Source organism: Streptomyces sp. NPDC046727 (assembly GCF_040645635.1).
Lineage (GTDB): Bacteria > Actinomycetota > Actinomycetes > Streptomycetales > Streptomycetaceae > Streptomyces.
Genome location: NZ_JBEYYR010000017.1, coordinates 68,193 through 92,922, shown reverse-complemented (window position 1 = coordinate 92,922; position 24,730 = coordinate 68,193). Strand labels below are relative to the sequence as shown.

Sequence of the window (24,730 nt, the reverse complement as noted above, 5' to 3'; positions counted from 1 at the left end):
GCGGCGTTACCCCTGCTCGCCGCCCGCTTCGGCCGTCCGCTCCAGCAGCAGCGCCAGCATCTTGCCGAGGTGCTCCTCGGTGGCCGCCTTGGTGAGGCCGAGGCCGCTGAGCACGCCCTGGCCGTTCTCGTGCTCCAGCAGGGCCAGCAGCAGGTGCTCGGTGCCGATGTAGTTGTGGCCGAGCCGGAGGGCCTCGCGGAAGGTGAGCTCCAGGACCTTCTTGGCCTCGGGGCCGTAGGGGACGAGGTCGGGGACGTCGTCCGCGGCGGGCGGCAGCGCGGCGGTCGCGGCCTGGCGTACGGCGTCCAGGAGGACGTTCTGCGCGGTGATCGCCTTCGCGGCCAGACCGTCGGGCTCGGCCAGCAGGCCGAGGACCAGGTGCTCGGGGCGGCCCTCGGCGTTGCGGGCGGCCACCGCCTCGTTGTGCGCCGCCATGACCACGTTCCGGGCGCGCGGGGTGTAGCGGCTGAAGCCCTGGCTGGGGTCGAGGTCGGCGGACTCCTTGGGCACGAACCGCTTCTGCGCCGCCTGCCGGGTCACGCCCATGCTCCGGCCGATGTCGGTCCAGGACGCGCCCGAGCGACGGGCCTGGTCGACGAAGTGGCCGATCAGGTGGTCGGCCACGTCACCGAGGTGATCGGCGGCGATCACCGCGTCCTGGAGCTGGTCGAGGGGCTCGGGGTGGCCCTTCTTGATGGCCTCGATGAGGTCGTCGAGGCGTACGGATGCCGTGATGTTCGGGTTGGTCGCCATGATGTCAACCGTAGGTTGCACCCCAGAGGGTGTCAACCGATAGTTGACGCCACCTTCCTCTTGATGCTCCGCCCTACTCGGGCGTGGCCGCGAGCCGTACCGCGAGCCCGGCGAACACCGTCCCGCTGAAGTAGTCCAGGCCCCGCGCCACGCGCCGGCTGCGCCGCAGCAGCGAGGCGAGCTTGCCGGACAGCAGCCCGACCGAGCCGTCCACCAGGAGACCCATCGCCGTGATCGTGCAGCCCAGCACCAGGAACTGCTCCCGGACGTGCCCGAGGTCGGGGTTCACGAACTGGGGCAGGAAGGAGACGTTGAAGAGGATCACCTTCGGGTTGAGGAGGTTGGTGACGGCTCCGCGCCAGAAGGCCCGCCGGCGCCCCTTCGCCGGCGCCGGCCCGGTCCCGGCCGGCTCGCCGTCGCCGCGGAACGCCCTGACCGCGAGGAACAGCAGATAGGCCGCGCCGGCCCAGCGCAGCACGTGGTAGAGCACGGGCAGGGTCAGGAACAGCGCGGACAGCCCGAGCGCCGCGGCGACGGCGTGCACGAACATCGCGCAGGCCACCCCGGCGGCGGCCGTCACCCCGGTCAGCGGGCCGCCCCGGCCGCCCACCGCCACGATGAACATCATGTCGGGACCGGGGGTGATGCAGAGCGCGAACGCGGCGACGAGGAACGCCGCGTAGAGAGACATGTCCATCATGCCGCCATGCTTGGCGCCCACCCACGCGCGCGGAGCGCAATTCCGGGGAGTGAGACCGAGACGCCCCGGCTCGCGAACGGCGCCCGGCATACCGCCCTCACTGTCCACAGCCTGTGGACAGTCTCCGCCCGTTGTCGGTGGCGCGTGGCACGATCGTTTGTGTGACCAGCACTGCCAGTACCGTCGAGCGGGCCTTCGGGGCCGCTCTCTACGGCGACACCGACACCGGCCTCGACACGGGCGCGTCCCTGCTCGCCGCCGAGCCCATGGCCGACGCCGAACTCGCGCGACGCGGCGAGGACTTCGTGGCGACGGCCTGGCAGCGCGGCTGGCAGCCCGCCGATGTCGTACGGCTGGTCCGGAGCGAGCTGGAGGACGCGCACGTCCGCCTCGCCGCCGCGCTGATCCGGGCGCAGGCCGGGCGGGACCGTCCGCGCGGGCGCCGCTGGGCCGACCAGCTGGCGGACCTGCCCGCCGACCCCGACCGCACCACCGACCGCTTCTCGCACGCCACGACCGTCCTGGAGCTGTACCGCCTGCTGCTGCGCCTGCCCGCCCTGGAGCCCCTGGAGGAGGAGCACCGCCGCACCCCCGGCCCGGCCGCCTCCCGCATGCTCACCCGCATCCGCGCGCTGCTCGCCAAGGCCGAGGCGACCGGGTATCCGGAGGAGGCCGAGGCACTCAGCGCCAAGGCGCAGGAGCTGATGGCCCGGCACAGCGTCGACGAGGCGCTGCTCGCCGCCGAGGCACCCGCGCCGGACGCGCCCGGCGCCTGCCGCATCGGGGTCGAGCCGCCGTACGAACAGGCCAAGGCGGTCCTGCTGGACGCGGTGGCCACGGCGAACCACTGCCGCGCGGTGTGGAACGAACCGCTCGCCTTCTCCACGGTCGTCGGCTTCGAGGCGGACCTGGAGGCGGTCGAGCTGCTCTACACCTCGCTGCTGGTGCAGGCCACGCACGCGATGACCAAGGCCGAGGCCGCCCAGAGAGCCGGCGGACGCAAACGCACCAAGACCTTCCGGCAGTCGTTCCTCGCGGCATACGCGCACCGCGTGGGCGACCGGCTCGCCGCTGCCGCCGAGACCCAGGTGACCCAGGACCTGCTGCCGGTGCTGGCCACGCGCGCGATAGCCGTCACCGGCCGGCTGGAACGCATGTTCCCGGAGACCACCACGACCCGGCTGCGCGGTGTGAGCGACGCGGCGGGCTGGACCGAGGGCGCACGCGCGGCGGACCGGGCGCAGGTCAGGGCCCGCCCCCGGCTGGAGTGAGCGTCGCCGGCCGCGGCCTGACCGGGAGTCAGTCGCCGACCTGCTGGAAGGCGCTCACGGACGCGTCCGGTCCGCTCCCGTCGGCCTTGCCGGCGACCGGGCCGTACGACCACGGGAAGCTCCGGCTGGTGTCCGAGCCGGGCAGGGTGATCTTCACGGTCTTCGCCGCCAGGGCGTTCTTGTCGCCGTCCCTGCCGCGCACATAGCTGAGGGAGAAGCTCGCGGAGTCGCCCTTGGCCAGCTTCAGCTGCTGCGCCTTCGCGCCCTTGAGCACGGGCACGGTGGCCTCGGTGCCGTCGGCGTTCAGCGAGACGCCCGGGAAGCGGTCCAGGGTGCAGGGGGCGCTCTGGTTGGTGATGCTGACCGGGATCTCGCCGGTGTCCCCGGCGGCCGGGGCCACGCTCGCCGAGCCGATCTGCACCGAGACCCCGCCGATCGCACAGGCGGAGCTGCTCTTCCCGTTCTTGCCCCCGCCGCTGTCGTTGCAGGCGGTCAGCAGGAGGGCGGCGGCGAGGGCGGTGACGGTGAGCGGAATGGCGCGCATGAGCAGGTTCCCATCGAGGTCGTGACGGTCTCCCCGCATCATGGCCCCTGAGCCCGGGACGGGATCACGCGCCCCGGCCCGATTCACCGCTTCAAGTGGGCCTTCACCAGGTCAGAGGTGCTTTCACCACGTCAGAGGTCCTTCACCACTTCAGGGGTGTCCTCACTGCTTCACGGGGACCGTCGGCAGCCCCGTCGGCAGCTTCCCGCCCTCCGCCTTGGTGTACGTCTCCTGGCCGGTCCTGCCCGACCAGGTCACCTTCAGCGTCGTGCCGTCGACCGAGTCGACCATGCCGGTGGCCCGGTCCTTGCCGCCGTCGGCGCAGGTCAGATGGATCATCTGCATGCCGCCCTCGGTGCCCGCGGTCCCGCTGCACATGCTCCCGCCGGTCGCGAAGATCCCGGCCTGCTTCCCGTTGATCACCAGCGCCACGATCGTGCCGTCGGCGGTGGTGATCCAGCTGCCCTGGAGCTTGGCGGACACGCCGGTCACGCCCGGGGAGGCCGTACCGGACGACGAAGACGACGAGGCCGACGATCCTTCCTTGTCCCTGGAACCGCCGTTCCCGGAGCCCTCACTGCACGCCGTCAGCGCCAGCGCGCCCGCCAGTCCTGCGGCCAAGACCGCGCCCCGCACCCTCGCAGTAGTCACCGAAAAAGCTCCCTCCGCGGTAGCGGCCGACCGCCCTCGCCGGCTGGCCCGCAGCACAAACTACCGGGATTCATTCGCAGTGCATCGGCCTTCGGGCCGGTGGTGAAGCCAATCCGGCGGTTGCGACGCGGGGCGTCGTGGTTGCCCTCACCGTTGAACTCGGTCAGTCCGTGGACACCCTGCGCCGGAACTTGGTCACAAGACCGGGTGGATGAGCATCACGAAAACGCATCTCGATCAGTTCTGACGTTCTACATCTCGGCCACAACCAAGTTCGTAGCTTGATCGGCATGCAGCTTCGGTACGGCTTCCGCCTGTACCCGACGCCGGGGCAACGCGTAGCGCTGGCTCGGGCGTTCGGGTGTGCCCGCGTTGTGTTCAACGACGCGGTGCGCGCCCGTGAGGACGCCCGCGCGGCGGGCAGGCCGTTCCCGAAGATTGCCGAGCTGTCCCGCGTGCTGATCACCCAGGCCAAGCAGACCGCCGAGCGGTCCTGGCTGGGCGAGGTCTCCGCGGTGGTGCTGCAGCAGTCCCTGCGTGACGCCGAGACGGCGTATCGCAACTTCTTCGCCTCGCTCGAAGGGCAGCGCAAGGGCCCCAAGCTGGGCGCCCCGCGTTTCAAGTCCCGCAAGGACCGCAGACAGTCGATCCGGTTCACCGCGAATGCCCGCTGGTCCGTCACGCCCGGCGGTCGGTTGCACCTGCCGAAGATCGGTGAGGTGCGGGTGAAGTGGTCCCGAGTCCTGCCCGCTGTCCCATCCTCGGTCACGGTTATCAAGGACGCGGCGGGCCGGTACTTCGCCAGCTTTGTCATCGACACCGACCCGGCAGCGGATCTGCAGCGGATGCCGCATACGGAAGCGAGTACGGGTATCGACCTCGGACTGGCCCACTTCGCAGCGCTGTCCGACGGCACGAAGATCGACTCCCCGCGGTTTCTGCGCCGCGCGGAGAAGAAGCTGAAGAAGGCACAGCGGGAGCTGTCCCGTAAGCAGAAGGGATCGAATAACCGTGAAAGGGCCCGCCTGAAGGTTGCCCGCGCTCACGCGAAGGTGGCCGACGCGCGCCGGGAGTTCCACCACCAGTTGTCCACCAGGCTGATCCGTGAGAACCAAGCGGTCGCCGTGGAGGACCTCGCGGTCAAGGGCCTGGCGCGCACCCGACTGGCCAAGAGCGTCCACGACGCGGGCTGGTCACAGTTCGTAGGCATGCTGGAGTACAAGGCGAAGCGGTACGGACGGACTTTTGTGAAGGTCGGCAGGTTTGAGCCCACCAGCCAGGTCTGCTCCGCCTGCGGTCATCGCAGCGGCCCCAAACCCCTGCACGTGCGTGAATGGACCTGCACGGCCTGCGGCACCGTCCACGACCGGGACCACAACGCCGCGAAGAACGTGAAATCGGCCGCCGGACTGGCGGTGACAGCCTGTGGAGCGCCGGTAGGACCAGAACCCGTTCTGGCACAGCGCGACGAAGCAGGAAGCCACGGAAGCCCGCCCGATGCCCGTGCCGCGTAATGGCACAGCATCAGACGGGCAGGCCGCAGTCTCCCTCCTCCAGGAGGGAGAGCAAGTCAACAGCAGTTACCAGGAAGACTTCCGGACGCCGGGCAGGAATCCGCGGTGGGCCTGTTCCCGCAGGCTCACCCGGGACAGGCCGAAAGTGCGCAGATAGCCGCGCGGGCGGCCGTCGACCTGGTCGCGGTTGCGGACGCGCGTGGCGCTGGCGTCCCGTGGCTGCCGGCGCAGTTCCCGCTGCGCGGCGAGCCGTTCGGCCTCGGTGGTGGCGGGCCGCCGGATGATCTCCTTCAGCTCCGCGCGGCGCTCGGCGTACCGGGCGACGATCTCCTTGCGCCGCTCGTTCTTCGCGATCTTGCTCTTCTTCGCCATCGGATCCTCAGACCTTCACTCCACGGGCGCGGATGCGCGACACGGCCGCCTCCACGCCGATCACGTCCACCGTCCTGACCGCCTTCGCGCTCAGCCGCAGCCGGACGTGCCGGCCCTCGCTCGGCAGCCAGTAGCGCTTGGTCTGGATGTTCGGGTCGAAGCGGCGGGAGGTGCGCCGGTGGGAGTGGGAGATGCGGTTGCCGAAGCCCGGCCGGGCCCCGGTGAGCATGCAGTGCGCGGACATGGTGACGTAGCTCTCCTCAGACATCGAAGCAAATGGAATTCATTTTCAGTAAGGTAGCAGCATGGCACGCAACGAACTCCGCCCGGTCATCAGGCTCCGGTCCACCGCCGGGACCGGCTTCACCTACGTGACCCGCAAGAACCGCCGCAACGACCCGGACCGTATGACGCTGCGCAAGTACGACCCGGTCGCCGGCCGCCATGTCGACTTCCGAGAGGAGCGCTGACCGCCGCCATGCGCAACGGAATCCACCCCGCCTACGGCCCCGTCGTCTTCCGGGACCGCGCCGCGAACCACGCCTTCCTCACCCGCTCGACCATGACGAGCGAGAAGACGATCGAGTGGGAGGACGGCAACACCTACCCGGTCGTGGACGTCGAGATCTCGAACGTCAGCCACCCCTTCTACACCGGCACCGCGCGCGTGCTGGACACCGCCGGCCGTGTGGAGCGCTTCGAGCGCCGGTACGGGAAGAGGGGCTGATGCTCTCCGTCGTGATCGTCGGCGGGCTGCACGCCGACGCCCGCAGGGCGACGGTGGCCCGGCTGCTCGCCGACGTACCCAGGAGTGTCGTACTCCACCACGACCTCGCGACGGCCGCCGCCGGCACGGTCGTACGGACCGTCCGCGACCGCGACGGACTCGTGTCCACGGGCGAGACGCCCCTGGTCGGCGACTGCGCCTGCTGCGCCCTGCGCGAGGACCTGGTGCCCGAGCTGCGCCGGCTCGCCGACGACGGCACGACCCGGCTCGCGATCGTCGAGCTGTGGGACTCGGTCGAGCCCAAGGCGATGGCCGAGGTGATCGCGGCGGGCGGGCTCACCGTCACGTCCGTGATCACCGCCGTCGACCCGGCACTGGTGCTGCCGTACCTCGGCAACGGCGACGACCTCGCCGAGGCCGGGCTCGCCGCGGCGGCCACCGACCAGCGCACGGTCGCCGACACCTTCGCCCGGCAGCTGGAGTACGCCCCCGTGCTCGCCGTCGCCGACTCCCCGGATGCCGACGACGAGGACCGCGAGCTGCTCGCGCAGCTCCACCCGACGGCCCGCCGGGTCCCGATCGGCCACGGTGACCCGGCGGGCGCCCCCACCTCCGGCGCCCGCGGGCCGCTGGCCGAGGCCGCGTTCGCCGGCTTCGACGTGGAGGCCGCGGCGGCCGCCCAGCACCCGGCCTGCGCCCTCCTGCCCCAGGAGGCCGACGACCACGGCGTCTCCACCCTGGTCTGGCACCGCCGCCGGCCCTTCCACCCCGAGCGGCTCTACGCCGCGCTGGAGGACCTGACCTGCGCCGCCGCGCGCAGCCGGGGCCGGTTCTGGCTCGCCGACAAGACGGACACGCTGCTGCACTGGGACGCGGCCGGCGGGGCGCTGTGCGTGGAGAGCGCGGGCCCCTGGCTCGCCGCGCTGCCGGACGCGGCCTGGGAGCTGGTCCCGCCGGTGCGCCGCGCCGCCGCCGCGCTGGACTGGCATCCGGAGCACGGCGACCGCTGCAGCCACCTCGTCTTCACCTCGCCCGGCCTCGACCGCGACGGACTCGTGCACCTGCTGGAGTCCTGCCTGCTCACCGACGCCGAGTACGCCGCCGGGCGGGACTCCTGGCAAAAGCTCCCGCCCGCCTTCGACACCCTGCTGGAGGTCTGACCCCACCATGCCCCGCACGAGCGACCGCAAGCCCGCCAGGAGCCGGCCCAACCCCCTGGACCAGGCCGGCATCACCTACGTCGACTACAAGGACACCGACCTGCTGAGGAAGTTCGTCTCGGACCGCGGCAAGATCCGCAGTCGCCGGGTCACCCGGGTCACCGCGCAGCAGCAGCGACTGCTGGCCAGGGCCATCAAGAACGCCCGGGAGATGGCCCTGCTGCCGTACTCCAGCAGGTGAACACGTATAGGTAGGCGATCTCCTACGGTTGACGCGTAGGGGATCGCCTACCTATTCTCCGGGGCATGACCATCACACACGCCTCGTTCGTCACGCTTCCCGTCTCCGACCAGGACCGCGCCCTGCGCTTCTACACGGACGTCCTCGGACTGAAGGTGACCGCCGACCGGGACATGCCCCAGGGGCGCTGGCTCCAGGTGGCCCCCGAAGGCGCCCAGACCGTCTTCACCCTCTCCGGGCCCGGCATGGGCGGTTTCGAGCCCGGTTCGGCCCGGGGGATCATGTTGGTGACGACCGACGTCGACGCGGACTGCGCCCGGCTCGCCGCGGCCGGTGCGGCGGTGCAGGGACCGGACGACCTCCCCTGGGGGCGGATGGCCTCCTTCACGGACCCCGACGGCAACGGTCTGATGCTGCTGACGGAGAAGGAAGGCTTCTGACCGCCCCATGAATCCGACCGCTCCATGAACGGGACGGGTACCGCCGCCGAGGACCGTGTCTTCGCCGCGCTCGCCAACGCCACGCGCCGCGAGGTGCTGCGGCTGCTGCGCGAGCGCGGGCCGCAGGCGGTCCAGGCCCTGGCCGACCACTTCGACATGCGCCGCCCGAGCCTCTCGGAACACCTCAAGGTGCTCCGGGAGGCCGGCCTCGTCTCCGAGCAGCGCTCCGGACGTCAGCGCATCTACCGCCTGGAGGCGGCCCCCCTCGCCGAGGTCCAGGACTGGCTCCATCCGTACGAGCGGTTCTGGCGCGAGCGGCTGAAGGGCCTCGGCGATCTGCTCGACCGGATGCCCGACGATGACCAGTCATGAACCCAGCGCCCGAGAGTGACGCGGACGACCTCACCACGATCCACGTCGACCAGTTCTTCCCGCACCCGCCCGCCAAGGTCTGGCGCGCCCTGACCGACCCCGAGCTGCTCGCCCGCTGGCAGATGCCGGGCGCCGAGAACTTTCGGCTCCAGGTCGGCCACCGGTACCGGATGACCTCCGTCCCGCGTCCGGGCACGGGCTTCTCCGGTGTCGTAGAGGTGCGCGTGCTCGCCTACGACACCGAGCGGATGCTGTCCCTCCGGTGGACGGACGCCGATCCGGCCAACCCCGCGGACTGGACCATCACCTGGACCCTGGAACAGGAAGGGCGCGGTACGCGTCTCTTCCTAGTGCACGAGGGATTCGATCCGGACGACCCGGCTCAGATGATGGCGCGCAAGATCATGGGCGGGGGCTGGCGGGGGCATGTCCTGCCTGCTCTGGGGCAGGTGCTGGAGCTGATCGGGTAACAGCTCGGGTAAAGCAGTCGTCAAAGCTGTAACCGCGGAACCACCCCTCGTGCACGTGCATCTGCGCATGCAGTTGCACGTGAAAGAGTTATGATCCGGGTCAGTTGACCACAGCATCCATGGCCACACCAGCCAGTGCACCACCGGGGAGCGACCTGTGGACCGCGACGCTGACAGCGTGTACGGGGGGTACGACGTGTACAACGGCATGGCTGCCACGCAGCTGGACGGAGTGGCCTGGCAGAAGAGCAGGCACAGCAACTCGCAGGGTTCCTGCGTGGAGTTCGCGCGGTTGCCGGGCGGCGAGGTCGCCGTCCGCAACTCCCGCTTCCCGGACGGGCCGGCGCTCGTCTACACGCGTGCGGAGATCGAGGCGATGCTCCTCGGCGTCAAGGACGGCGAGTTCGACCACCTGATCGCGAGCTGACCGCCGGGGTACGGCCGCCACGGGCGGTGGCAACGATGTCCGGCGGGGGCCCGGAGGTGTGCGTCGTGTGTACGCGCGTAGACGCCGGGCGTCCGTCGGCGCCGTACCCGATCAGCCGGCCGTGTGGAGCCGGAACAGCGCCCAGACCACCTTGCCGTCGAGCGTGCCCGCGAGCGGGTGCCAGCCCCAGCTGTCGGCGAACGAGTCGACCAGGAACAGGCCGCGCCCCGACTCGGCGGAGAAGTCGTCCGAGTCCCGTGGGACCGGGGTCTCGTGGCTCGGGTCGCGCACCGCGCACACCAGCCGCCCGGTCCAGCGCATCAGGTGCAGCCGCACGGACGGGTTGCGCTCGTCGGCGCAGACCTGGTCGGCCGGCACCGCGTGGCGCAGGGCGTTGGTGACGAGTTCGGAGACGACGAGGCATATGTCGTCGAAGCGGTCGCCGACGTCCCACTGGTCCAGCGTGCGACGGGTGAAGTGCCGGGCCTCGCGCACCGCCTCGTAACGGGCGGGGAGGGCGCAGGAGGCGGCGTCGGACACGGCCGCGGGATCCAACGGCGGAAGGCCCTGCCGTAACGGCTTGAGCATGGTCGATCCATTCGTCCCCATGCGAGGCACTCCCGGGAATTCGCGGTCGTTGCGATGCAGCGGTGGCGCGGCACCATGGTTTCGGATGCGCAGAGCAGATGCAAGGGCAGATGCACGTGCACGCGACCGAAATGGCACTGCCCGTACCGCTTCTTGGCCATTTTTTCTGCCATCTTCATCACGGTCCCGTCAGAGGTCCGGACCTCTTCCCGGTCCCGACCCGGCAGAAACGGCCGAGCTCTTTCCGTTTCCGTAACCGGACGAGTACTGCGCGAAGCGTTTTAGTGGCAGACTTCGGGCCCTGAAGACGGTTGGGGAGGCGGCGAACGTGAGCGCGGGAGAGCCCGGATCGGTGGTGCGGCGGATGCTGCTCGGCTCGCAACTCAGGCGACTGCGTGAAGCGCGGGGGATCACGCGCGAGGCGGCGGGGTACTCGATCCGCGCCTCCGAGTCGAAGATCAGCCGGATGGAGCTGGGCCGGGTGAGCTTCAAGACGAGAGACGTGGAAGACCTGCTGACCCTCTACGGCATCAGCGACGAGGCGGAGCGCGAGTCGCTGCTCTCCCTCGCCCGGGAGGCCAACGTGGCGGGCTGGTGGCACAGCTACACCGACGTCCTGCCCAGCTGGTTCCCCACCTACGTGGGCCTGGAGGGTGCCGCCTCGCTGATCCGCGTCTACGAGGTGCAGTTCGTGCACGGCCTGCTGCAGACCGAGGAGTACGCCCGCGCGGTGGTCCGGCGCGGCATGAGGGGTGCGAGCGTCGCCGACGTCGAGCGCCGGGTCGCCCTGCGCCTGGAGCGGCAGAAGTACCTGCTCTCCGACAACGCCCCCGAGTTCCACATCGTCCTGGACGAGGCCGCCCTGCGCCGCCCCTACGGGGACCGCGAGGTGATGCGCGGCCAGCTCCAGCACCTGATCGACATCTCCGAGCTGCCCAACGTGCGGCTCCAGGTCATGCCGTTCAGCTTCGGCGGGCACGCGGGCGAGAGCGGCGCCTTCACCATCCTCAGCTTCCCCGAGTCCGACCTGTCCGACGTGGTCTACCTGGAGCAGCTGACCAGCGCCCTCTACCTGGACAAGCGCGAGGACGTCGCCCAGTACGAGCAGGCCCTGAAGGAACTGCAGCAGGACAGCCCGGGCCCGGACGAGAGCCGGGACCTGCTCCGCGGCCTCGTGCAGCTCTCCTGACCCGATCTCCTGGGCCAACTCCCTTGTATCGGAAGTACCATGACGTCCGATCAGACGTGGCGTAGATCTGGTGTCCGCTAGCGATTGAGGGATCACATGTCGTCCTACTTCACCGACCTGGCCCAGCAGTACATCGACGGCGAATGGCGCCCGGGCACCGGCTCCTGGGACGTCATCGACTTCAACCCCTACGACGACGAGAAGCTGGCCTCGATCACGGTGGCCACGGTCGACGAGGTGGACCAGGCGTACCGGGCCGCCGCCCGCGCCCAGAAGAAGTGGGCCGAGACCAACCCCTACACCCGGCGCGCGGTCTTCGAGCGGGCGCTCAGGCTGATAGAGGACCGCGAGCAGGAGATAGCGGACCTGATCATCGCGGAACTCGGCGGCACGCGCGTGAAGGCCGGTTTCGAGCTGCACCTCGCCAAGGAGTTCCTGCGCGAGTCGATCCACCTCGCGCTGCGCCCCGAGGGCAAGATCCTGCCCTCCCCGGCCGAGGGCAAGGAGAACCGCGTCTACCGGGTACCGGTCGGTGTCGTGGGCGTGATCAGCCCCTTCAACTTCCCCTTCCTGCTGTCGCTGAAGTCGGTCGCCCCGGCCCTCGCGCTCGGCAACGGAGTGGTCCTCAAGCCGCACCAGAACACCCCGATCGCCGGCGGCACCCTGATCGCGAAGATCTTCGAGGAGGCCGGGCTGCCCGGCGGCCTGCTCAACGTCGTCGTCACCGACATCGCCGAGATCGGCGACGCGTTCATCGAGCACCCGGTCCCGAAGGTCATCTCCTTCACCGGCTCCGACAAGATCGGCCGGCACGTCGCCACCGTCTGCGCCAGGAACTTCAAGCGCGCGGTCCTCGAACTCGGCGGCAACAGCGCGCTGGTGGTCCTGGACGACGCCGACATCGACTACGCGGTGGACGCGGCCGTCTTCAGCCGGTTCGTGCACCAGGGCCAGGTCTGCATGGCCGCCAACCGCGTTCTCGTGGACGCCTCCGTCGCCGACGAGTTCACCGAGAAGTTCGTCGCCAAGGTCCGGACCCTGAAGGTCGGCGACCCGCGCGACCCGGAGACCGTGATCGGCCCCGTGATCAACTCGGCTCAGGCGAACGCGATCTCCGGCGCCGTCGAGCAGGCGCTCGCCGAGGGCGCCACCGCGCTGGTGCACGGCGGCACGACCGACAACCTGGTCGAGCCCACCGTGCTGACCGGCGTCCCCGCCGACTCGGCGCTGCTCCAGCAGGAGGTCTTCGGCCCGGTCGTCTTCCTCGTCCCGTTCGACGGCGAGGAGGAGGCGGTCCGGATCGTCAACGACACCCCCTACGGCCTCAGCGGCGCCGTCCACACCGGTGACATCGAGCGGGGCGTGGCGTTCGCCAAGCGGATCGACACCGGCATGTTCCACGTGAACGACGGCACCGTGCACGACGAGCCGATCGTGCCCTTCGGCGGCGAGAAGCACTCCGGCCTGGGCCGCCTCAACGGCGAGACGACGCTGGAGGCGTTCACCACGATCAAGTGGATCTCCGTGCAGCACGGCCGCAGCGGCTTCCCGTTCTAGCCGGCACCTCGTCCGGCTGGTTCTTCGTGGTGTCGGGCCATTGAGGACAGTAACTGTCCTCAATGGCCCGTAGCGTTTTCCGTGTCGGGGCGCAAGCGGCCCCGGTGAACGGGCACGGACGAAAGGCAGCACGTCATGGTCATGCATGTTCCGGCGGAGATGAAGGGCGACGAGCGGGGAGCGCTGCTCGCGTTCATCGAGGAGCAGCGCGGCGGGATCCGCCGGGCGCTGCTCGGGCTGACCGAGGAGCAGGCCCGTACCCGGCCCGGCGTCGGCGAACTGTCTCTCGGCGGCCTGCTCAAGCACGTCTGCGAGGGGGAGCAGGGCTGGATCGCCCGCGCCAAGCAGGAGCCGCCCGCCGTATACCGTGACGAGTCGAACTGGCACGAGACCTTCCAGCTGATCGGCGACGAGACGGTCGCCGCGCAACTGGCGTACTGGGAGGAGGTGGCCGCCGAGACGGAGAAGTTCATCCTCTCCGCGCCCAGCCTGGACGACACCTTCCCGCTGCCGCCCGACCCCTGGTTCCCGCCGGAGGGCCGCGTCTCGCTGCGCTGGCTGTGTCTGCACCTGATCCGCGAGACGGCCCGGCACGCCGGCCACGCCGACATCCTCCGCGAGTCCCTGGACGGGAAGACCGCGTACGACCTGGTGGCACTGGAGCAGGCGGGCGTTTGACGGCAGGGTCTAGCCCCACGGCAATAACCTGGACCGCATGTCAGCGATCCGTCTTCTCGTGCTGGGCGCGGTCCGCCAGCACGGGCGGGCCCACGGCTACCAGGTCCGGAGCGACCTGGAGTACTGGGGCGCGCACGAGTGGTCCCACGCCAAGCCGGGCTCCATCTACCACGCCCTGAAGCAGATGGCCCGGCAGGGACTGCTGCACGCGCACGAGATCGCGCCGTCCACGGCCGGCGGCCCGCCGCGCACCGAGTACGAACTCACCGAGAAGGGCACCGAGGAGTACTTCACCCTGCTGCGGGACGCGCTGGTCACCTACGACCAGCGGGGCGACGTGAAGACGGCGGCCATCGGCTTCATGGTGGACCTGCCGAGGGCGGAGGCGGTGGCCCTGCTGCAGGAGCGGACCCGGAGGATCGGGGCGTGGCGGTCCTCGGTGACCGAGCACTACATCCCCGAGGACGGTCCTGAACAGCTGGGCCACATCGGCGAGATCATGAACATGTGGATCCACACGGCGGACTCCGAGGCCGAGTGGACCCGGGGCCTGGTCGAGCGCATCGAGAAGGGCGCCTACACCTTCGCCGGCGAGGGCGATCCGTTCGCCGGCCTGCTCGCCGAGGACGCGGGCGGCTAGGTCCTGTCGTTCGGATCGTCCCGGCGTCCGACAGGACCTAGTGGTGGAACCCGGTGGCCGCCTCCTTGTCGCGGGTCAGCGGGTGCGGCTGCCGGCGCAGTTCTGGCAGCAGCCGGGTCAGGTCGGCCACGAACAGGTCGGCCAGGTCGTGCGAGAAGCCGTTGCGGCACACGATCCGCAGCACGGACAGGTCCTCGCGGTTCGCCGGGAAGGTGTAGGCGGGCACCAGCCAGCCGCCCTCGCGCAGCCGCCGGGAGACGTCGAAGACGTCGTACGACGTGACGTCCTCGGCCGTGGTCAGCGCGATCACGGGCAGCTCGTCCCCGCGCGTGAGCAGCCGGAAGTCGCCGAGCGCCGCGATCCGTTCGGCGAGCGAGGTCGCCACGTCCCGGGTGGACTGCTGCACCGCCCGGTAGCCCTCCCGGCCCAGCCGCAGGAACGTGTAGTACTGCGCCACCACCTGGGCGCCGGGCCGGGAGAAGTTCAGGGCGAAGGTCGGCATGTCCCCGCCCAGGTAGTTGACCCGGAAGACCAGCTCCTCGGGCAGCGCCTCCGCGTTCCGCCACAGGGCCCAGCCGACGCCCGGGTAGACCAGCCCGTACTTGTGGCCCGAGGTGTTGATCGACGCCACGCGCGGGAGGCGGAAGTCCCACACCAGGTCCTCGTCCAGGAAGGGCGCCACCATCCCGCCGGACGCGCCGTCGACGTGCACCGGGACGTCGAGCCCGGTGCGCTCCTGGAGGGCGTCCAGGGCCGCGCACAGGTCGGCGATCGGCTCGTAGGAGCCGTCGAAGGTGGAGCCCAGGATGCCGACCACCCCGATGGTGTTCTCGTCGCACAGCTCGGCGGCGGCCCGCGGGTCCAGGTGGAAGCGGTCGCCCTCCATCGGGACCAGCCGGGCCTCCACCTCCCAGAAGGTGCAGAACTTCTCCCAGCACACCTGGACGTTGATGCCCATGACCAGATTGGGCCGCGCGCCCGGGTACCGGTCCGCGTTCCGCTTCGCCCAGCGCCGCTTGAGGGCCATCCCGGCGAGCATGCAGGCCTCGCTGGAGCCGGTCGTGGAGCAGCCCACCACAGCCGACGGGTCCGGCGCGTTCCACAGGTCGGCGAGCATCGCCACGCAGCGCCGCTCCAGCTCGGCCGTGCGCGGGTACTCGTCCTTGTCGATCATGTTCTTGTCCCGGCACTCCGCCATCAGCACCCCGGCCTGCGGCTCCATCCACGTGGTGACGAAGGTGGCCAGGTTCAGCCGGGAGTTGCCGTCCAGCATCAGCTCGTCGTGCACCAGCTGGTACGCCGTGGAGGGGGCCAGCGGGGCGTCCGGGAGCCGGTGCGTGGGCGGGGCCTCGGCCATGCCGCCGACCGGGTTGGCCTCCCCGAAGAACGGGTTGACCGACACCGTCCGTTCCTCGTGCTTCTTCGGGCCTTTGTGCAGGGCCATGGGGGTGCCTCCAAGGGAGAGGGATTCAGCGGACCGGGGTGCCGTCCGCGCGCAGCTGCATCTGCGGGCGGCCCGTGACCAGCAGCCAGGCGGGCAGCGAGGCCACGCACAGCAGGGCGAGGATGCCGGGCGAGGCGACGAGGACGGCGGCGGTGAACAGGCTCACCCAGCCCTGCCGGGTGATCGCGAGGAGCATGCCCAGGACGGCCGTGGCCACGCCCAGCGAGGGATGCACGGCCGGCACGAGGGCATGGGCGGTCAGGCCCAGGGCGGTGCCGACGAAGACCGCGGGGAAGATCCGGCCGCCACGGAAGCCGCAGGAGGCGGCGACCAGCAGCGCGGCCAGTTTCACCACCGTCATCGTGGCGAACCGCCCCGCCGACCAGCCCTCGGGATCGCGGGCCAGCTCCCCGATCTCCGACAGCCCCTTGAACAGCGTCAGATGGCCGCCCAGGGCCGCCAGGGCGCCCAGGACGACCCCGCCGGCCGGAAGCATCAGCATCGGGTGCCGCAGCCGCCGGAAGCCCGCGTGGACGTACGGGAAGGCGCGGACCGCGCACATGCCGAGCAGCGCGGCCACCGAGGCGATCACGAGCGCCGCCGGCAGGTCCCTCGCGTGCGGATGGCCCACGGGCGGCAGGCCCAGGTCGAAGGTCGGACGGTCCACCAGGGCGGTCGTCATGGCCCCGCACGCACCCGCGGTCAGCGGCGCGAACAGGTTGTCCCACAGCCGCCCCCGCATCGGCCGGCCGGCCAGCGCCTCCGAGACGACCAGCGCCGCCGCGACCGGCGTTCCGAACAGCGCCCCGATCGTCGCCGACTCCGCCAGCACCGGCCACAGGGTGCCCGGCGTCCGGGGCAGGAAGCGCCCGCCGAGCCAGGCCGCGAGGCCCACGTTCACGGCGATGACCGGGTTCTCCGGGCCGAGGCTCGGGCCGCCGGCCAGCATCAGCCCGGTGGCCAGCACCAGGCCCGGCAGCACGGCCGGCGGCAGGACCGGGGCGTCGAGACCGAGGGTGGCCGGGTCGGGGCCGGCGTGCCCGGGGACCTTCCAGACCACCAGCCCGACGGCGAGCCCGCTCGCCACGAGCATGACGAACATCCACAGCACGGAGTAACGGCCCACGCCGAGCGCGTCCGGCAGCGGCCCCCACAGCACGCGCTGGAGCTGCTCGGCGGCCGTGCTCACCCCCGTGAAGACCAGGCTCGCGACCACGCCCACGACGACGGCGGGCAGGATGAACGGCAGCAGAGCCCGTGCCGGGGCGGTCGGAGCGCTCGGGGGCGCCGGCTGCGTCGTCTCCTGGGCCACGGGCTCACCATAAGCGGACAAAAGGTGCACAACATCCCGAAGGAAATCCGGCTTGCACCTCACGTGGCGTGAGGCCTCAGCGTGGACGCGTACCGACGACAAGGAGCGGAAAGTGAGCTACTCCGTGGGACAGGTCGCGGGGTTCGCCGGCGTCACGGTGCGCACCCTGCACCACTACGACGAGATCGGCCTGCTCGTGCCCAGCGAGCGCACCCACGCCGGACACCGGCGCTACGGCGACGCCGACCTCGACCGGCTCCAGCAGATCCTGTTCTACCGGGAGCTGGGCTTCCCGCTCGACGAGGTCGCCGTCCTGCTCGACGACCCGGACGCGGACCCGCGCACCCACCTGCGCCGCCAGCACGCCGTGCTGACCGCCCGGATCGAGAAGCTGCAGAAGATGGCGGCGGCCGTGGAGCACGCCATGGAGGCACGAAAGATGGGGATCAATCTGACGCCGGAGGAGAAGTTCGAGGTCTTCGGCGACCACGACCCGGACCAGTACGCCGACGAGGTGCGGGAGCGCTGGGCCGACACCGAGGCCTACCGGCAGTCGCAGCAGCGGACCGCCTCGTACACCAAGGACGACTGGAAGCGGATCAACGACGAGATGGGCGCCATCCATCTCCGCATGGCAGACCTGCTCACCGAGGGCGTGCCCGCCGGCTCCGAGGCGGCCATGGACGTCGCCGAGGAGCACCGGCTGTTCATCACGCGCGCGTACTACGACTGCGCGCACGAGCTGCACCAGTGCCTCGGTGAGATGTACGTCGCCGACGAGCGCTTCACCGCGACGTACGAGGCGATCCGGCCGGGTCTGGCCGTGTACATGCGGGACGCCATCGTGGCGAACACGGCCCGGCACACCGCGTCCTGACGTCCCGGCCCGGGGTCACTCCCGGGCCAGGACCACCGCCGTGCCGTACGCGCACACCTCGGTACCTACGTCCGCGGCCTCCGTCACGTCGAACCGGAACGCCAGCACCGCGTTGGCCCCACGGGCGCGTGCCTGGTCCACCAGGCGCTCCATGGCCTGGCCGCGGGTCTGCACGAGCGTCTTGGTGAGGCCCTTCAGCTCGCCGCCGATCATCGACTTCAGTCCCGCGCCGATCTGGCTGCCCAGGTGCCGCGAGCGGACGGTCAGCCCGAAGACCTCGCCGATCACCTGCTGCACCCGGTGGCCGGGCACGTCGTTGGTCGTGACGACCAGCACGTCGGGCTGGGGGCCCTGGCCGCCGCCGTAGTCATCGAGTCCCATGAGTCACAGCCTTCTCCCAGTCCTCGCACAGCGCATCCCGGAGCCACCGGTGGAACCTGGGGCGGTCACATCACGTTGATAGCTTTGTGCGGCAGCACATCGACGTTCAGCCGCCGTAGCCGCCTTCACCCCTCAGGAGCCCGGACCCGTGATGACACTCGCCCTCGGCCCGAGCTGGCTGGATCCCAATTACCTGCTCGACACCTACGGCATCTGGGGCCTGCTCCTCATCGTCTTCGCCGAGTCCGGCCTGCTCATCGGCTTCTTCCTGCCGGGCGACGCGCTGCTGTTCACCGTCGGTCTGCTGATCACGTCCGGCCAGTTCGGCTTCCCGCTGTGGGGCGCGGTCCCCCTGATCTGCCTCGCCGCGGTCCTGGGCGACCAGGCGGGCTACATGTTCGGCAAGAAGGTCGGCCCCTCGCTCTTCAACCGCCCGGACTCGCGCCTGTTCAAACAGGAGAACGTCACCAAGGCGCACGAGTTCTTCGAGAAGTACGGCCCGAAGTCCCTGGTCCTGGCCCGCTTCGTGCCCGTCGTGCGCACGTTCACGCCGATCATCGCCGGCGTCAGCGGCATGAGGTACCGCTCGTTCCTGATCTTCAACGTCGTCGGCGGCGTCCTGTGGGGTGCGGGCGTCACCCTGCTCGGCTCCTGGCTCGGCAACGTCGCCTTCGTCAAGAAGAACATCGAGGCGATCCTCATCCTGATCGTCCTCATCTCGGTGATCCCGATCATGATCGAGTTCCTGCGGGCCCGCGGCAAGAACAAGAAGGCGGCGCAGGCCGCGCCGCCGGCGGCTCCGCAGCAGCCCCAGCCCCAGTACCAGCAGCAGCCCGTCATGGACGACGCGACGACCCAGCTCCGCCGCATCGAGCCGGAGCAGCCGTACGGCCACCAGTACGAGCAGCAGCAGTACTGGAACCAGGGCCAGCAGGGACAGCAGGGGTACGACAACAACCACGGCGACCAGTACTACGGCCAGCAGCAGTACCCGCAGGAGCAGTACCCGCAGGAGCAGTACCCGCAGGAGCAGTACCCCCAGCAGGAGTACCCGCAGCAGCAGTACGACCAGAACCAGTACCCGTACGACTACCGCAACCAGCAGTAGCTCAGAATCCCCTGGTCCGCTTGGCCGCCCGGCGCTTCCCGGCGGAGCCGACCCGCAGGAACATCCGCGAGATCTCCGACCCGAGGTTGACCCCGATGGCGATGGCCATGGCCAGCGACGCCGCGTTCGCCAGCGACACCAGCCCCTTGTCCACCTCGTTCTGCGCCATGCCGAGCAGCCCGAAGTAGGTCGCCGAGCCGGGCAGCAGCGGCCCGATCGCCGCCGTCGTGTACGGCAGCGCGGACGCGAAGCGGTAGCGGGACAGCAGCTGCCCGAACAGGCCCACGAGGCCCGCGGCCACGGCCGTGGAGGCCACCGGCGAGATGTCGCCCACATAGTGCATCGCGCCGTACACCGACCAGGCGACACCTCCGTTGAGGGTCACCCAGAGCACGGTGGATCGTTCCTGCTGGAGCAGGACCGCGAAGGTCAGCGACAGCAGCATCGAGGCCGCGATCTGGATCAGCGGCCTCTCGGAGTTGCCCAGCGCCACGTCCGGGTTCAGAGTGCCGCCCGCCTTCACGCCGAAGTACAGGACGACCAGCACCCCGGCGACGATGCCGACGAAGAAGTACATGACCTCCAGCAGACGGGCGGAGGCGGTGATGTAGAAGCCCGTCAGCCCGTCCTGCACCCCCGCCACCAGCGCCCGCCCGGGCAGCAGCGCGAACAGTCCACCGGTGACCACGGCGGACCCCTTCACGTCCACGTGCGCCAGCGTCAGCGCCACCCCGATCGCCGCGGGCGGCATCGCGGCCACCATGAACTGGTAGAACTCGGGCAGCCCGCGCCCCGCGCACAGCCAGGCCAGCCGGTCGCCGAGCATCGCGCCCAGCGCCGCCGCCACGAACACGAGCAGATCACCGCCGACCAGCACCGAGGCCGCACCCGCGAGCAGCCCGCTGGCCAGGGTCAGTGCCCAGCCGGGGTAGGGGTGCCGGTTGCGGCGGATCTCCGCCAGGCGCCGGTAGGCCTCCTCCAGGGAGACATGGGTCTCCGGGTCGGTGAGGTCGTCCACGAGCCGGAACACGGCCGCCAGCCGGGTGTAGTCGGTGCCCCGCCGCCGTACCGTCCGGGAGGCCGTCACCGGGTCCTCCACCAGGGACGGCTGGTGCGAGATCGACAGCAGCGTGAAGGTGACGTTCGGCTCGCACCGGTCCAGGCCGTAGGACCGGCACACCGCGAACATCGCGGCCTCCACGTCCTCCGCGCCCTCACCGCCGGCCAGCAGCAGCTCGCCGATACGCAGGGTCAGGTCCAGCACGCGCGGGACGGCCGGACCGCCCTCCTCCTCGCGCTGCACCGGCTCCGGCGCCGGCCGCTCGGTCACCGGCATGCGCAGCATCGCGCGCATCCGGTCCTGCCAGGGTGCGTCCTTGACCAGGCTGACCAGCGGCACCCCGGCGGCCGGCGTGAACGCGGCCGGGGCGTCCTTCGCGCTGTAGGTTCTCGGCGTGCTGAACGCCGACACCTCCGGCTCGGCAGCCGGCGGCTGCGGCGTGTGGAGCCCCTCCGGCACCGCGAACTCGGAGGTCGTCTCCGGCTCGCCGCCGCCCTTGGGAACGTCGAGACCCTCGGGAACGGCGAACTCGGACGTGATCTCCGGGTCGTACCGCGCCTCGTCCGACCGGGGCTTGCGGTCCTCCGCCTCCGTCACCTCGCACCGCTCCCTGAACGACACCTTCCGTAGGCATCAGTATGCGCACACGTGCCGCGGCCGTCCGCATGCGTGCGGGTACAGCGAAACGGGCCGCACGCGTGCGCGTGCGGCCCGTTCGCGGGAAGGGAGGCTCAGTGGCCGCCCTGCTCCTCGAAGCGCTTGTACGACCGCTCGATCTCCGCCTCGGCGTCCGTGCGGCCCACCCAGTTGGCACCCTCGACCGACTTGCCGGGCTCCAGGTCCTTGTACACCTCGAAGAAGTGCTGGATCTCCAGGCGGTCGAACTCCGACACGTGGTGGATGTCGCGCAGGTGCTCCACACGCGGGTCGGTGGCCGGGACGCACAGCAGCTTGTCGTCGCCGCCGGCCTCGTCCGTCATCCGGAACATGCCGATCGCGCGGCACTTGATGAGGCAGCCCGGGAAGGTCGGCTCGTCCAGGATGACCAGCGCGTCCAGCGGGTCGCCGTCCTCGCCGAGGGTGTTCTCGACGAAGCCGTAGTCGGTCGGGTAGGCGGTCGAGGTGAAGAGGCGACGGTCCAGGCGGATCCGACCGGTCTCGTGGTCCACCTCGTACTTGTTCCGCGAACCCTTCGGGATCTCGATCGTGACGTCGAACTCCACCGGTGGCTCCTCCATGATCAGCACATAGTTCTGGTGGTTAAGTGTCCCTCACGCAGGTGTGTGATCGCGAAAGGGGCTGGTGGTCGTGCCAGAGCTGAGGCCTTGGCGAGCCGCGAGACCGCAGGTGGTGCGGATCGCGAACGCCGTACGACCGCGTCTGGCGAGCGCCGTGACGGCAGCGGGGCCGCGGATCGCGCGACTGGCGAAGGCCGTGCGAGTCGGCCCTGTGCACCTCCCCCGTCTCCCCCGTACGCGGACCGTCGGCACCTGGCGGTACACCGCGGGCGCCGCCACCGCCGGCCTGGCGCTGGCCGCCGGCGTGGTGACCGCGGCCGGCCCCTGGGACGCCAACGGTCAGCGTACGGCCGAGCGGGACCGGGCCGCCGCTCTGGAGCGGCCAGGTGGCGCAGATCACGGCGGCTCGGGCACAGCCGTGGTGGCGTCCCGGCCCGCGCCGAGCGCCCCGCCCGTCCTGACGGGCCTGGGCGGCGTCACGGGCGCCGTGGGCACCAAGAAGGCCGGCCCGGACGGAAAGGCGCTCTCGGACGTCCTGGAGCCCCTTCTGGACGTCCCCGAGCTGGGCGGCAGCCACGCGGCGGCCGTCATCGACGTCGCGACCGGCGAACGGCTGTACGGCACCGACGCCGGCAAGGCCCTCACCCCCGCGTCCACCACCAAGATCGCCACCGCCGTCGCCGCCCTGTCCGCCCTCGGCCCCGACCACCGGCTCACCACCCGCACCGCCCTCGATCCCGACACCCGCGAACTCGTCCTGGTCGGCGGCGGCGACCCCACCCTGACCGCGCACGCGAGGACGGGCGGCTGGGCCGGCCTGCGGGCCCTGGCGCAGGACACCGCGACAGCCCTGGGCAAGCGCGGCATCCACAAGATCACCCTGTCCTACGACACCACCCTCTTCACCGGCCCCGCCCTGCACCCCATCGGCGTCAACGACAACCTCGCCCCGGTCAGCGCCCTGACCGTCGACGAGGGCCGCGCCGACGACTCCGCCAGCGGCCCGGCGCCCCGCGTGGCCGACCCGGCGGCGGACGCGGCGGCCAGGTTCGCGGGCTTCCTGAAGGACGCCGGCATCACCACCACGGCCCCCGGCCCCTCCAAGGCCAGCACGCGCGCGCAGACCCTCGCCACCGTCTCCTCGCCCCCGCTGTCGGCCCTGGTCGAGCGGATGCTGACCAACAGCGACAACGACATCGCCGAGGCCCTGGCCCGCCACACGGCCCTGGCCAGCGGCCGGCCCGCGAGCTTCGCGGGCGGCGCCGAGGCGATCGCCACGCACCTGCGCAAGCTCGGCCTGCCGATGTCCGGCGCCGCCTTCCACGACGGCAGCGGCCTCGACCGCGCCGACCGGCTGACGGCCGACCTGCTCACCGCCCTCCTGGCCGAGGCGGGCGACCCGGACCGCCCCGGCCTGCGCCCCGTCCTCACCGGCCTCCCCGTGGCGGGCTTCACCGGCACGCTCAGCAGCCGCTACACCGACGGCGCGTCCGGCGTCGTACGCGCCAAGACGGGCACCCTGACCGGGGTGAACACCCTGGCCGGGACGGTCGTGGACAAGGACGGCCACCTCCTGGCCTTCGCCTTCCTGGCCTCGGACACGGCGAACGCCCTGGAGGCCCAGTCGGCCCTGGACACGGCGGCGACGGCGCTGGCGGGATGCGGCTGCCGGTAGCCGCCCGCCGCCGTGGGTGCCCACCTGACACCCCCGCCCCGAGCCGACCTCCCATGGCCTGCCCCAAGTGGGAACGGTCACGTACGGTTGACAACATGACGAGCTTCGGTGGCACCGCATCTCCCGGGATGGTCGACTGGAACCTCGCGGTGGCGACCGCGACACGGCTCGTACGCCCCGGCCCCGATGTCAGCCGCGACGAGGCCAGGACCGTCGTCGCGGAGCTGCGCCGGCACGCGAAAGCCTCGGAGGGACACGTCCGGGGCTTCACTCGTATGGGCACCGAGGAGACCCACGACACCCCCGTCCTCGTCGTCGACCGCCCCGGCTGGGTCCGCGCCAACGTCGCCGGCTTCCGGGAGATCCTCAGGCCGCTCCTGGAGAAGATGCAGGAACGCCGCGGCAGCAACCCGGGCAGCGCGGTCCTAGGCGCCGTCGGCGGCAAGGTCACCGGCGTGGAACTCGGCATGCTCCTGTCGTTCCTGTCCTCCCGGGTCCTCGGCCAGTACGAGACCTTCGCCCCCGCCGCCCGCGACCTCCCGGCAGGCGGCCCCCCTGGTTCACCGAGTGGCGGCGGCCGGCTGCTGCTCGTCGCGCCCAACATCGTCCACGTCGAGCGCGAACTCGACGTCGAGCCGCACGACTTCCGCCTGTGGGTGTGCCTGCACGAGGAGACGCACCGCACGCAGTTCACCGCCGTGCCCTGGCTGCGTGACCACCTGGAGGGCGAAATCCAGTCGTTCTTGGCGGAGACCGACGTCGACCCGATGACCTTCCTGGAGCGCATCCGGGAGGCCGCCCAGTCCCTGGCCGGCGGCCGTCCCGAGGGCGAGGAGGAGGACGGCGGACGCTCCTTCGTGGAGCTGGTGCAGACCCCCGCCCAGCGGGAGATCCTCGGCCGGCTCACCGCCGTGATGTCCCTGCTGGAGGGCCACGCCGACTTCGTGATGGACGGCGTCGGCCCGAGCGTCGTACCGACCGTCGCGGAGATCCGCGAGAAGTTCCAGCAGCGCCGTGCGAAGGGCGCCTCCCGCCTGGACCTCGCCCTGCGCAAGCTGCTGGGTCTGGATGCCAAACTGAGGCAGTACCGGGACGGCGAGCGGTTCGTGCGGTCGGTCGTCGAGCAGGTCGGCGTCGACGGTTTCAACCGGGTGTGGACCTCGCCCAACACCCTGCCCACCAAGGCGGAGATCGCCAAACCGGCGGACTGGGTCGCGCGGGTGCATCGCAGGACCGAGTCGTGAACGGCACGAGGGAGTCGTGAAACGAATCCGGCCGACGGCAGGCGAACGCCCCTTCAATCACCCGTCCGAGGGAGCGTGAGCCATGCGTAGGCGTGCA

General features: G+C 71.0%; 30 protein-coding genes. 18 read left to right on the top strand and 12 right to left on the bottom strand.

Annotation, left to right across the window (positions count from 1 at the left end):
* Nucleotides 1-6: 6 nt before the first annotated feature.
* Entirely contained in the window at nucleotides 7-753 is a 747-nt protein-coding gene (locus tag ABZ937_RS22165) for a Clp protease N-terminal domain-containing protein (RefSeq protein WP_361694373.1), read from the bottom strand.
* 73 nt (nucleotides 754-826) lie between these two features.
* Entirely contained in the window at nucleotides 827-1,453 is a 627-nt protein-coding gene (locus tag ABZ937_RS22160; RefSeq protein ID WP_361694371.1) for a LysE family translocator, read from the bottom strand.
* 161 nt (nucleotides 1,454-1,614) lie between these two features.
* Here ABZ937_RS22160 and ABZ937_RS22155 point away from each other — a divergent pair, with 161 nt between their 5' ends.
* Nucleotides 1,615-2,724, top strand: coding sequence for a DUF2786 domain-containing protein (locus ABZ937_RS22155; RefSeq protein ID WP_361694369.1), 1,110 nt, complete (start codon nucleotides 1,615-1,617; stop codon nucleotides 2,722-2,724).
* Nucleotides 2,725-2,752: 28 nt separating this feature from the next.
* On the opposite strand, the gene ABZ937_RS22150 is transcribed toward ABZ937_RS22155, so the two are convergent.
* Both ABZ937_RS22150 and ABZ937_RS22145 read right to left on the bottom strand, forming a co-directional pair.
* On the bottom strand, nucleotides 2,753-3,268 hold the full coding sequence (locus ABZ937_RS22150) for a DUF4232 domain-containing protein (RefSeq protein ID WP_361694367.1): 516 nt from the start codon (nucleotides 3,266-3,268) through the stop codon (nucleotides 2,753-2,755).
* 162 nt (nucleotides 3,269-3,430) lie between these two features.
* A complete protein-coding gene (locus tag ABZ937_RS22145) occupies nucleotides 3,431-3,919 on the bottom strand; it encodes a hypothetical protein (protein WP_361694365.1) in 489 nt (162 codons plus the stop codon).
* 290 nt (nucleotides 3,920-4,209) lie between these two features.
* On the opposite strand from ABZ937_RS22145, the gene ABZ937_RS22140 reads away from it, so the two are divergent.
* Nucleotides 4,210-5,433 carry an RNA-guided endonuclease TnpB family protein gene (locus ABZ937_RS22140; protein WP_361694496.1) on the top strand — a complete coding sequence of 408 codons (1,224 nt, stop codon included), beginning with the start codon at nucleotides 4,210-4,212 and terminating at the stop codon, nucleotides 5,431-5,433.
* A gap of 66 nt (nucleotides 5,434-5,499) precedes the next feature.
* Here the strand turns inward: ABZ937_RS22140 and rpsN are convergent, their stop codons facing one another.
* A complete protein-coding gene (gene rpsN / locus ABZ937_RS22135; protein WP_361694363.1) occupies nucleotides 5,500-5,805 on the bottom strand; it encodes a 30S ribosomal protein S14 in 306 nt (101 codons plus the stop codon).
* A gap of 7 nt (nucleotides 5,806-5,812) precedes the next feature.
* Nucleotides 5,813-6,049, bottom strand: a complete 237-nt coding sequence (gene rpmB, locus ABZ937_RS22130; RefSeq protein ID WP_361694494.1) for a 50S ribosomal protein L28 — start codon at nucleotides 6,047-6,049, stop codon at nucleotides 5,813-5,815.
* Between the two features lie 61 nt (nucleotides 6,050-6,110).
* Between rpmB and rpmG the strand changes: the two genes are divergently transcribed.
* From rpmG to ABZ937_RS22090, 8 genes are all read left to right on the top strand, one after another.
* On the top strand, nucleotides 6,111-6,275 hold the full coding sequence (gene rpmG / locus ABZ937_RS22125) for a 50S ribosomal protein L33 (RefSeq protein ID WP_020141033.1): 165 nt from the start codon (nucleotides 6,111-6,113) through the stop codon (nucleotides 6,273-6,275).
* A gap of 8 nt (nucleotides 6,276-6,283) precedes the next feature.
* On the top strand, nucleotides 6,284-6,532 hold the full coding sequence (locus ABZ937_RS22120; protein WP_361694361.1) for a type B 50S ribosomal protein L31: 249 nt from the start codon (nucleotides 6,284-6,286) through the stop codon (nucleotides 6,530-6,532).
* Nucleotides 6,532-7,692, top strand: coding sequence for a GTP-binding protein (locus tag ABZ937_RS22115; RefSeq protein WP_361694359.1), 1,161 nt, complete (start codon nucleotides 6,532-6,534; stop codon nucleotides 7,690-7,692). Before ABZ937_RS22120 ends, ABZ937_RS22115 begins: the two co-directional genes overlap by 1 nt.
* 7 nt (nucleotides 7,693-7,699) lie before the next feature.
* Complete coding sequence (rpsR, locus tag ABZ937_RS22110; RefSeq protein ID WP_361694357.1) at nucleotides 7,700-7,933, top strand: 30S ribosomal protein S18; 234 nt, start codon at nucleotides 7,700-7,702, stop codon at nucleotides 7,931-7,933.
* Between the two features lie 65 nt (nucleotides 7,934-7,998).
* Nucleotides 7,999-8,373 carry a VOC family protein gene (locus tag ABZ937_RS22105; protein WP_361694355.1) on the top strand — a complete coding sequence of 125 codons (375 nt, stop codon included), beginning with the start codon at nucleotides 7,999-8,001 and terminating at the stop codon, nucleotides 8,371-8,373.
* A gap of 24 nt (nucleotides 8,374-8,397) precedes the next feature.
* Complete coding sequence (locus ABZ937_RS22100; protein ID WP_361694353.1) at nucleotides 8,398-8,745, top strand: metalloregulator ArsR/SmtB family transcription factor; 348 nt, start codon at nucleotides 8,398-8,400, stop codon at nucleotides 8,743-8,745.
* A complete protein-coding gene (locus ABZ937_RS22095) occupies nucleotides 8,742-9,215 on the top strand; it encodes an SRPBCC domain-containing protein (protein WP_361694351.1) in 474 nt (157 codons plus the stop codon). The genes ABZ937_RS22100 and ABZ937_RS22095 overlap by 4 nt, the downstream gene beginning before the upstream one ends.
* A 208-nt stretch (nucleotides 9,216-9,423) precedes the next feature.
* Nucleotides 9,424-9,642, top strand: coding sequence for a DUF397 domain-containing protein (locus ABZ937_RS22090; protein ID WP_048910258.1), 219 nt, complete (start codon nucleotides 9,424-9,426; stop codon nucleotides 9,640-9,642).
* Between the two features lie 111 nt (nucleotides 9,643-9,753).
* Here the strand turns inward: ABZ937_RS22090 and ABZ937_RS22085 are convergent, their stop codons facing one another.
* Nucleotides 9,754-10,230: an ATP-binding protein gene (locus ABZ937_RS22085; RefSeq protein WP_361694349.1), complete on the bottom strand. Its 477-nt coding sequence runs from the start codon at nucleotides 10,228-10,230 to the stop codon at nucleotides 9,754-9,756.
* A 364-nt stretch (nucleotides 10,231-10,594) separates the two neighbouring features.
* On the opposite strand from ABZ937_RS22085, the gene ABZ937_RS22080 reads away from it, so the two are divergent.
* The 4 genes from ABZ937_RS22080 (at nucleotide 10,595) to ABZ937_RS22065 (ending at nucleotide 14,294) form a co-directional block, all read left to right on the top strand.
* Nucleotides 10,595-11,419, top strand: coding sequence for a helix-turn-helix transcriptional regulator (locus tag ABZ937_RS22080; protein ID WP_361694492.1), 825 nt, complete (start codon nucleotides 10,595-10,597; stop codon nucleotides 11,417-11,419).
* 96 nt (nucleotides 11,420-11,515) lie between these two features.
* A complete protein-coding gene (locus tag ABZ937_RS22075; RefSeq protein WP_361694347.1) occupies nucleotides 11,516-12,976 on the top strand; it encodes an aldehyde dehydrogenase family protein in 1,461 nt (486 codons plus the stop codon).
* 135 nt (nucleotides 12,977-13,111) lie between these two features.
* Nucleotides 13,112-13,654: a DinB family protein gene (locus ABZ937_RS22070; protein ID WP_361694345.1), complete on the top strand. Its 543-nt coding sequence runs from the start codon at nucleotides 13,112-13,114 to the stop codon at nucleotides 13,652-13,654.
* 37 nt (nucleotides 13,655-13,691) lie between these two features.
* Nucleotides 13,692-14,294 (top strand): PadR family transcriptional regulator, encoded by a 603-nt coding sequence (locus tag ABZ937_RS22065; protein ID WP_361694343.1) that lies wholly within the window; start codon nucleotides 13,692-13,694, stop codon nucleotides 14,292-14,294.
* Between the two features lie 37 nt (nucleotides 14,295-14,331).
* On the opposite strand, the gene ABZ937_RS22060 is transcribed toward ABZ937_RS22065, so the two are convergent.
* Nucleotides 14,332-15,738 (bottom strand): glutamate decarboxylase, encoded by a 1,407-nt coding sequence (locus tag ABZ937_RS22060; protein WP_361694341.1) that lies wholly within the window; start codon nucleotides 15,736-15,738, stop codon nucleotides 14,332-14,334.
* Nucleotides 15,739-15,763: 25 nt separating this feature from the next.
* Nucleotides 15,764-17,050: an ion channel protein gene (locus ABZ937_RS22055; protein WP_361694339.1), complete on the bottom strand. Its 1,287-nt coding sequence runs from the start codon at nucleotides 17,048-17,050 to the stop codon at nucleotides 15,764-15,766.
* A 112-nt stretch (nucleotides 17,051-17,162) separates the two neighbouring features.
* Between ABZ937_RS22055 and ABZ937_RS22050 the strand changes: the two genes are divergently transcribed.
* Nucleotides 17,163-17,927, top strand: a complete 765-nt coding sequence (locus tag ABZ937_RS22050) for a MerR family transcriptional regulator (protein WP_361694337.1) — start codon at nucleotides 17,163-17,165, stop codon at nucleotides 17,925-17,927.
* A gap of 15 nt (nucleotides 17,928-17,942) precedes the next feature.
* Here the strand turns inward: ABZ937_RS22050 and ABZ937_RS22045 are convergent, their stop codons facing one another.
* The gene (locus tag ABZ937_RS22045; protein WP_361694335.1) at nucleotides 17,943-18,308 is read right to left on the bottom strand and encodes a YbjQ family protein; all 366 of its coding nucleotides are present in this window, start codon (nucleotides 18,306-18,308) and stop codon (nucleotides 17,943-17,945) included.
* A 148-nt stretch (nucleotides 18,309-18,456) separates the two neighbouring features.
* Between ABZ937_RS22045 and ABZ937_RS22040 the strand changes: the two genes are divergently transcribed.
* On the top strand, nucleotides 18,457-19,416 hold the full coding sequence (locus tag ABZ937_RS22040) for a VTT domain-containing protein (protein ID WP_361694333.1): 960 nt from the start codon (nucleotides 18,457-18,459) through the stop codon (nucleotides 19,414-19,416).
* 1 nt (nucleotide 19,417) lies between these two features.
* On the opposite strand, the gene ABZ937_RS22035 is transcribed toward ABZ937_RS22040, so the two are convergent.
* Nucleotides 19,418-21,073 (bottom strand): threonine/serine exporter family protein, encoded by a 1,656-nt coding sequence (locus ABZ937_RS22035; RefSeq protein ID WP_361694331.1) that lies wholly within the window; start codon nucleotides 21,071-21,073, stop codon nucleotides 19,418-19,420.
* A 134-nt stretch (nucleotides 21,074-21,207) separates the two neighbouring features.
* Nucleotides 21,208-21,699: an inorganic diphosphatase gene (locus ABZ937_RS22030; protein WP_055708033.1), complete on the bottom strand. Its 492-nt coding sequence runs from the start codon at nucleotides 21,697-21,699 to the stop codon at nucleotides 21,208-21,210.
* 124 nt (nucleotides 21,700-21,823) lie between these two features.
* Here ABZ937_RS22030 and dacB point away from each other — a divergent pair, with 124 nt between their 5' ends.
* Together dacB and ABZ937_RS22020 are read left to right on the top strand one after the other, a co-directional pair.
* Nucleotides 21,824-23,389: a D-alanyl-D-alanine carboxypeptidase/D-alanyl-D-alanine-endopeptidase gene (dacB, locus tag ABZ937_RS22025; RefSeq protein ID WP_361694490.1), complete on the top strand. Its 1,566-nt coding sequence runs from the start codon at nucleotides 21,824-21,826 to the stop codon at nucleotides 23,387-23,389.
* 95 nt (nucleotides 23,390-23,484) lie between these two features.
* A complete protein-coding gene (locus ABZ937_RS22020; protein WP_361694329.1) occupies nucleotides 23,485-24,633 on the top strand; it encodes a zinc-dependent metalloprotease in 1,149 nt (382 codons plus the stop codon).
* The last annotated feature ends 97 nt before the right edge of the window (nucleotides 24,634-24,730 follow it).

Coding starts and splice junctions, on each gene's coding strand:
- rpmB (WP_361694494.1), bottom strand. CDS start 6,049: ATGTCCGCGCACTGCATGCTCACCGGGGCCCGGCCGGGCTTCGGCAAC.
- ABZ937_RS22065 (WP_361694343.1), top strand. CDS start 13,692: ATGTCAGCGATCCGTCTTCTCGTGCTGGGCGCGGTCCGCCAGCACGGG.
- ABZ937_RS22150 (WP_361694367.1), bottom strand. CDS start 3,268: ATGCGCGCCATTCCGCTCACCGTCACCGCCCTCGCCGCCGCCCTCCTG.
- ABZ937_RS22045 (WP_361694335.1), bottom strand. CDS start 18,308: ATGGGACTCGATGACTACGGCGGCGGCCAGGGCCCCCAGCCCGACGTG.
- ABZ937_RS22020 (WP_361694329.1), top strand. CDS start 23,485: ATGACGAGCTTCGGTGGCACCGCATCTCCCGGGATGGTCGACTGGAAC.
- ABZ937_RS22105 (WP_361694355.1), top strand. CDS start 7,999: ATGACCATCACACACGCCTCGTTCGTCACGCTTCCCGTCTCCGACCAG.
- ABZ937_RS22090 (WP_048910258.1), top strand. CDS start 9,424: ATGGCTGCCACGCAGCTGGACGGAGTGGCCTGGCAGAAGAGCAGGCAC.
- ABZ937_RS22120 (WP_361694361.1), top strand. CDS start 6,284: ATGCGCAACGGAATCCACCCCGCCTACGGCCCCGTCGTCTTCCGGGAC.
- ABZ937_RS22095 (WP_361694351.1), top strand. CDS start 8,742: ATGAACCCAGCGCCCGAGAGTGACGCGGACGACCTCACCACGATCCAC.
- ABZ937_RS22165 (WP_361694373.1), bottom strand. CDS start 753: ATGGCGACCAACCCGAACATCACGGCATCCGTACGCCTCGACGACCTC.
- ABZ937_RS22080 (WP_361694492.1), top strand. CDS start 10,595: ATGCTGCTCGGCTCGCAACTCAGGCGACTGCGTGAAGCGCGGGGGATC.
- rpmG (WP_020141033.1), top strand. CDS start 6,111: ATGGCACGCAACGAACTCCGCCCGGTCATCAGGCTCCGGTCCACCGCC.
- ABZ937_RS22100 (WP_361694353.1), top strand. CDS start 8,398: ATGAACGGGACGGGTACCGCCGCCGAGGACCGTGTCTTCGCCGCGCTC.
- ABZ937_RS22075 (WP_361694347.1), top strand. CDS start 11,516: ATGTCGTCCTACTTCACCGACCTGGCCCAGCAGTACATCGACGGCGAA.
- ABZ937_RS22140 (WP_361694496.1), top strand. CDS start 4,210: ATGCAGCTTCGGTACGGCTTCCGCCTGTACCCGACGCCGGGGCAACGC.
- ABZ937_RS22070 (WP_361694345.1), top strand. CDS start 13,112: ATGGTCATGCATGTTCCGGCGGAGATGAAGGGCGACGAGCGGGGAGCG.
- ABZ937_RS22115 (WP_361694359.1), top strand. CDS start 6,532: ATGCTCTCCGTCGTGATCGTCGGCGGGCTGCACGCCGACGCCCGCAGG.
- ABZ937_RS22160 (WP_361694371.1), bottom strand. CDS start 1,453: ATGATGGACATGTCTCTCTACGCGGCGTTCCTCGTCGCCGCGTTCGCG.
- ABZ937_RS22085 (WP_361694349.1), bottom strand. CDS start 10,230: ATGCTCAAGCCGTTACGGCAGGGCCTTCCGCCGTTGGATCCCGCGGCC.
- rpsN (WP_361694363.1), bottom strand. CDS start 5,805: ATGGCGAAGAAGAGCAAGATCGCGAAGAACGAGCGGCGCAAGGAGATC.
- rpsR (WP_361694357.1), top strand. CDS start 7,700: ATGCCCCGCACGAGCGACCGCAAGCCCGCCAGGAGCCGGCCCAACCCC.
- ABZ937_RS22060 (WP_361694341.1), bottom strand. CDS start 15,738: ATGGCCCTGCACAAAGGCCCGAAGAAGCACGAGGAACGGACGGTGTCG.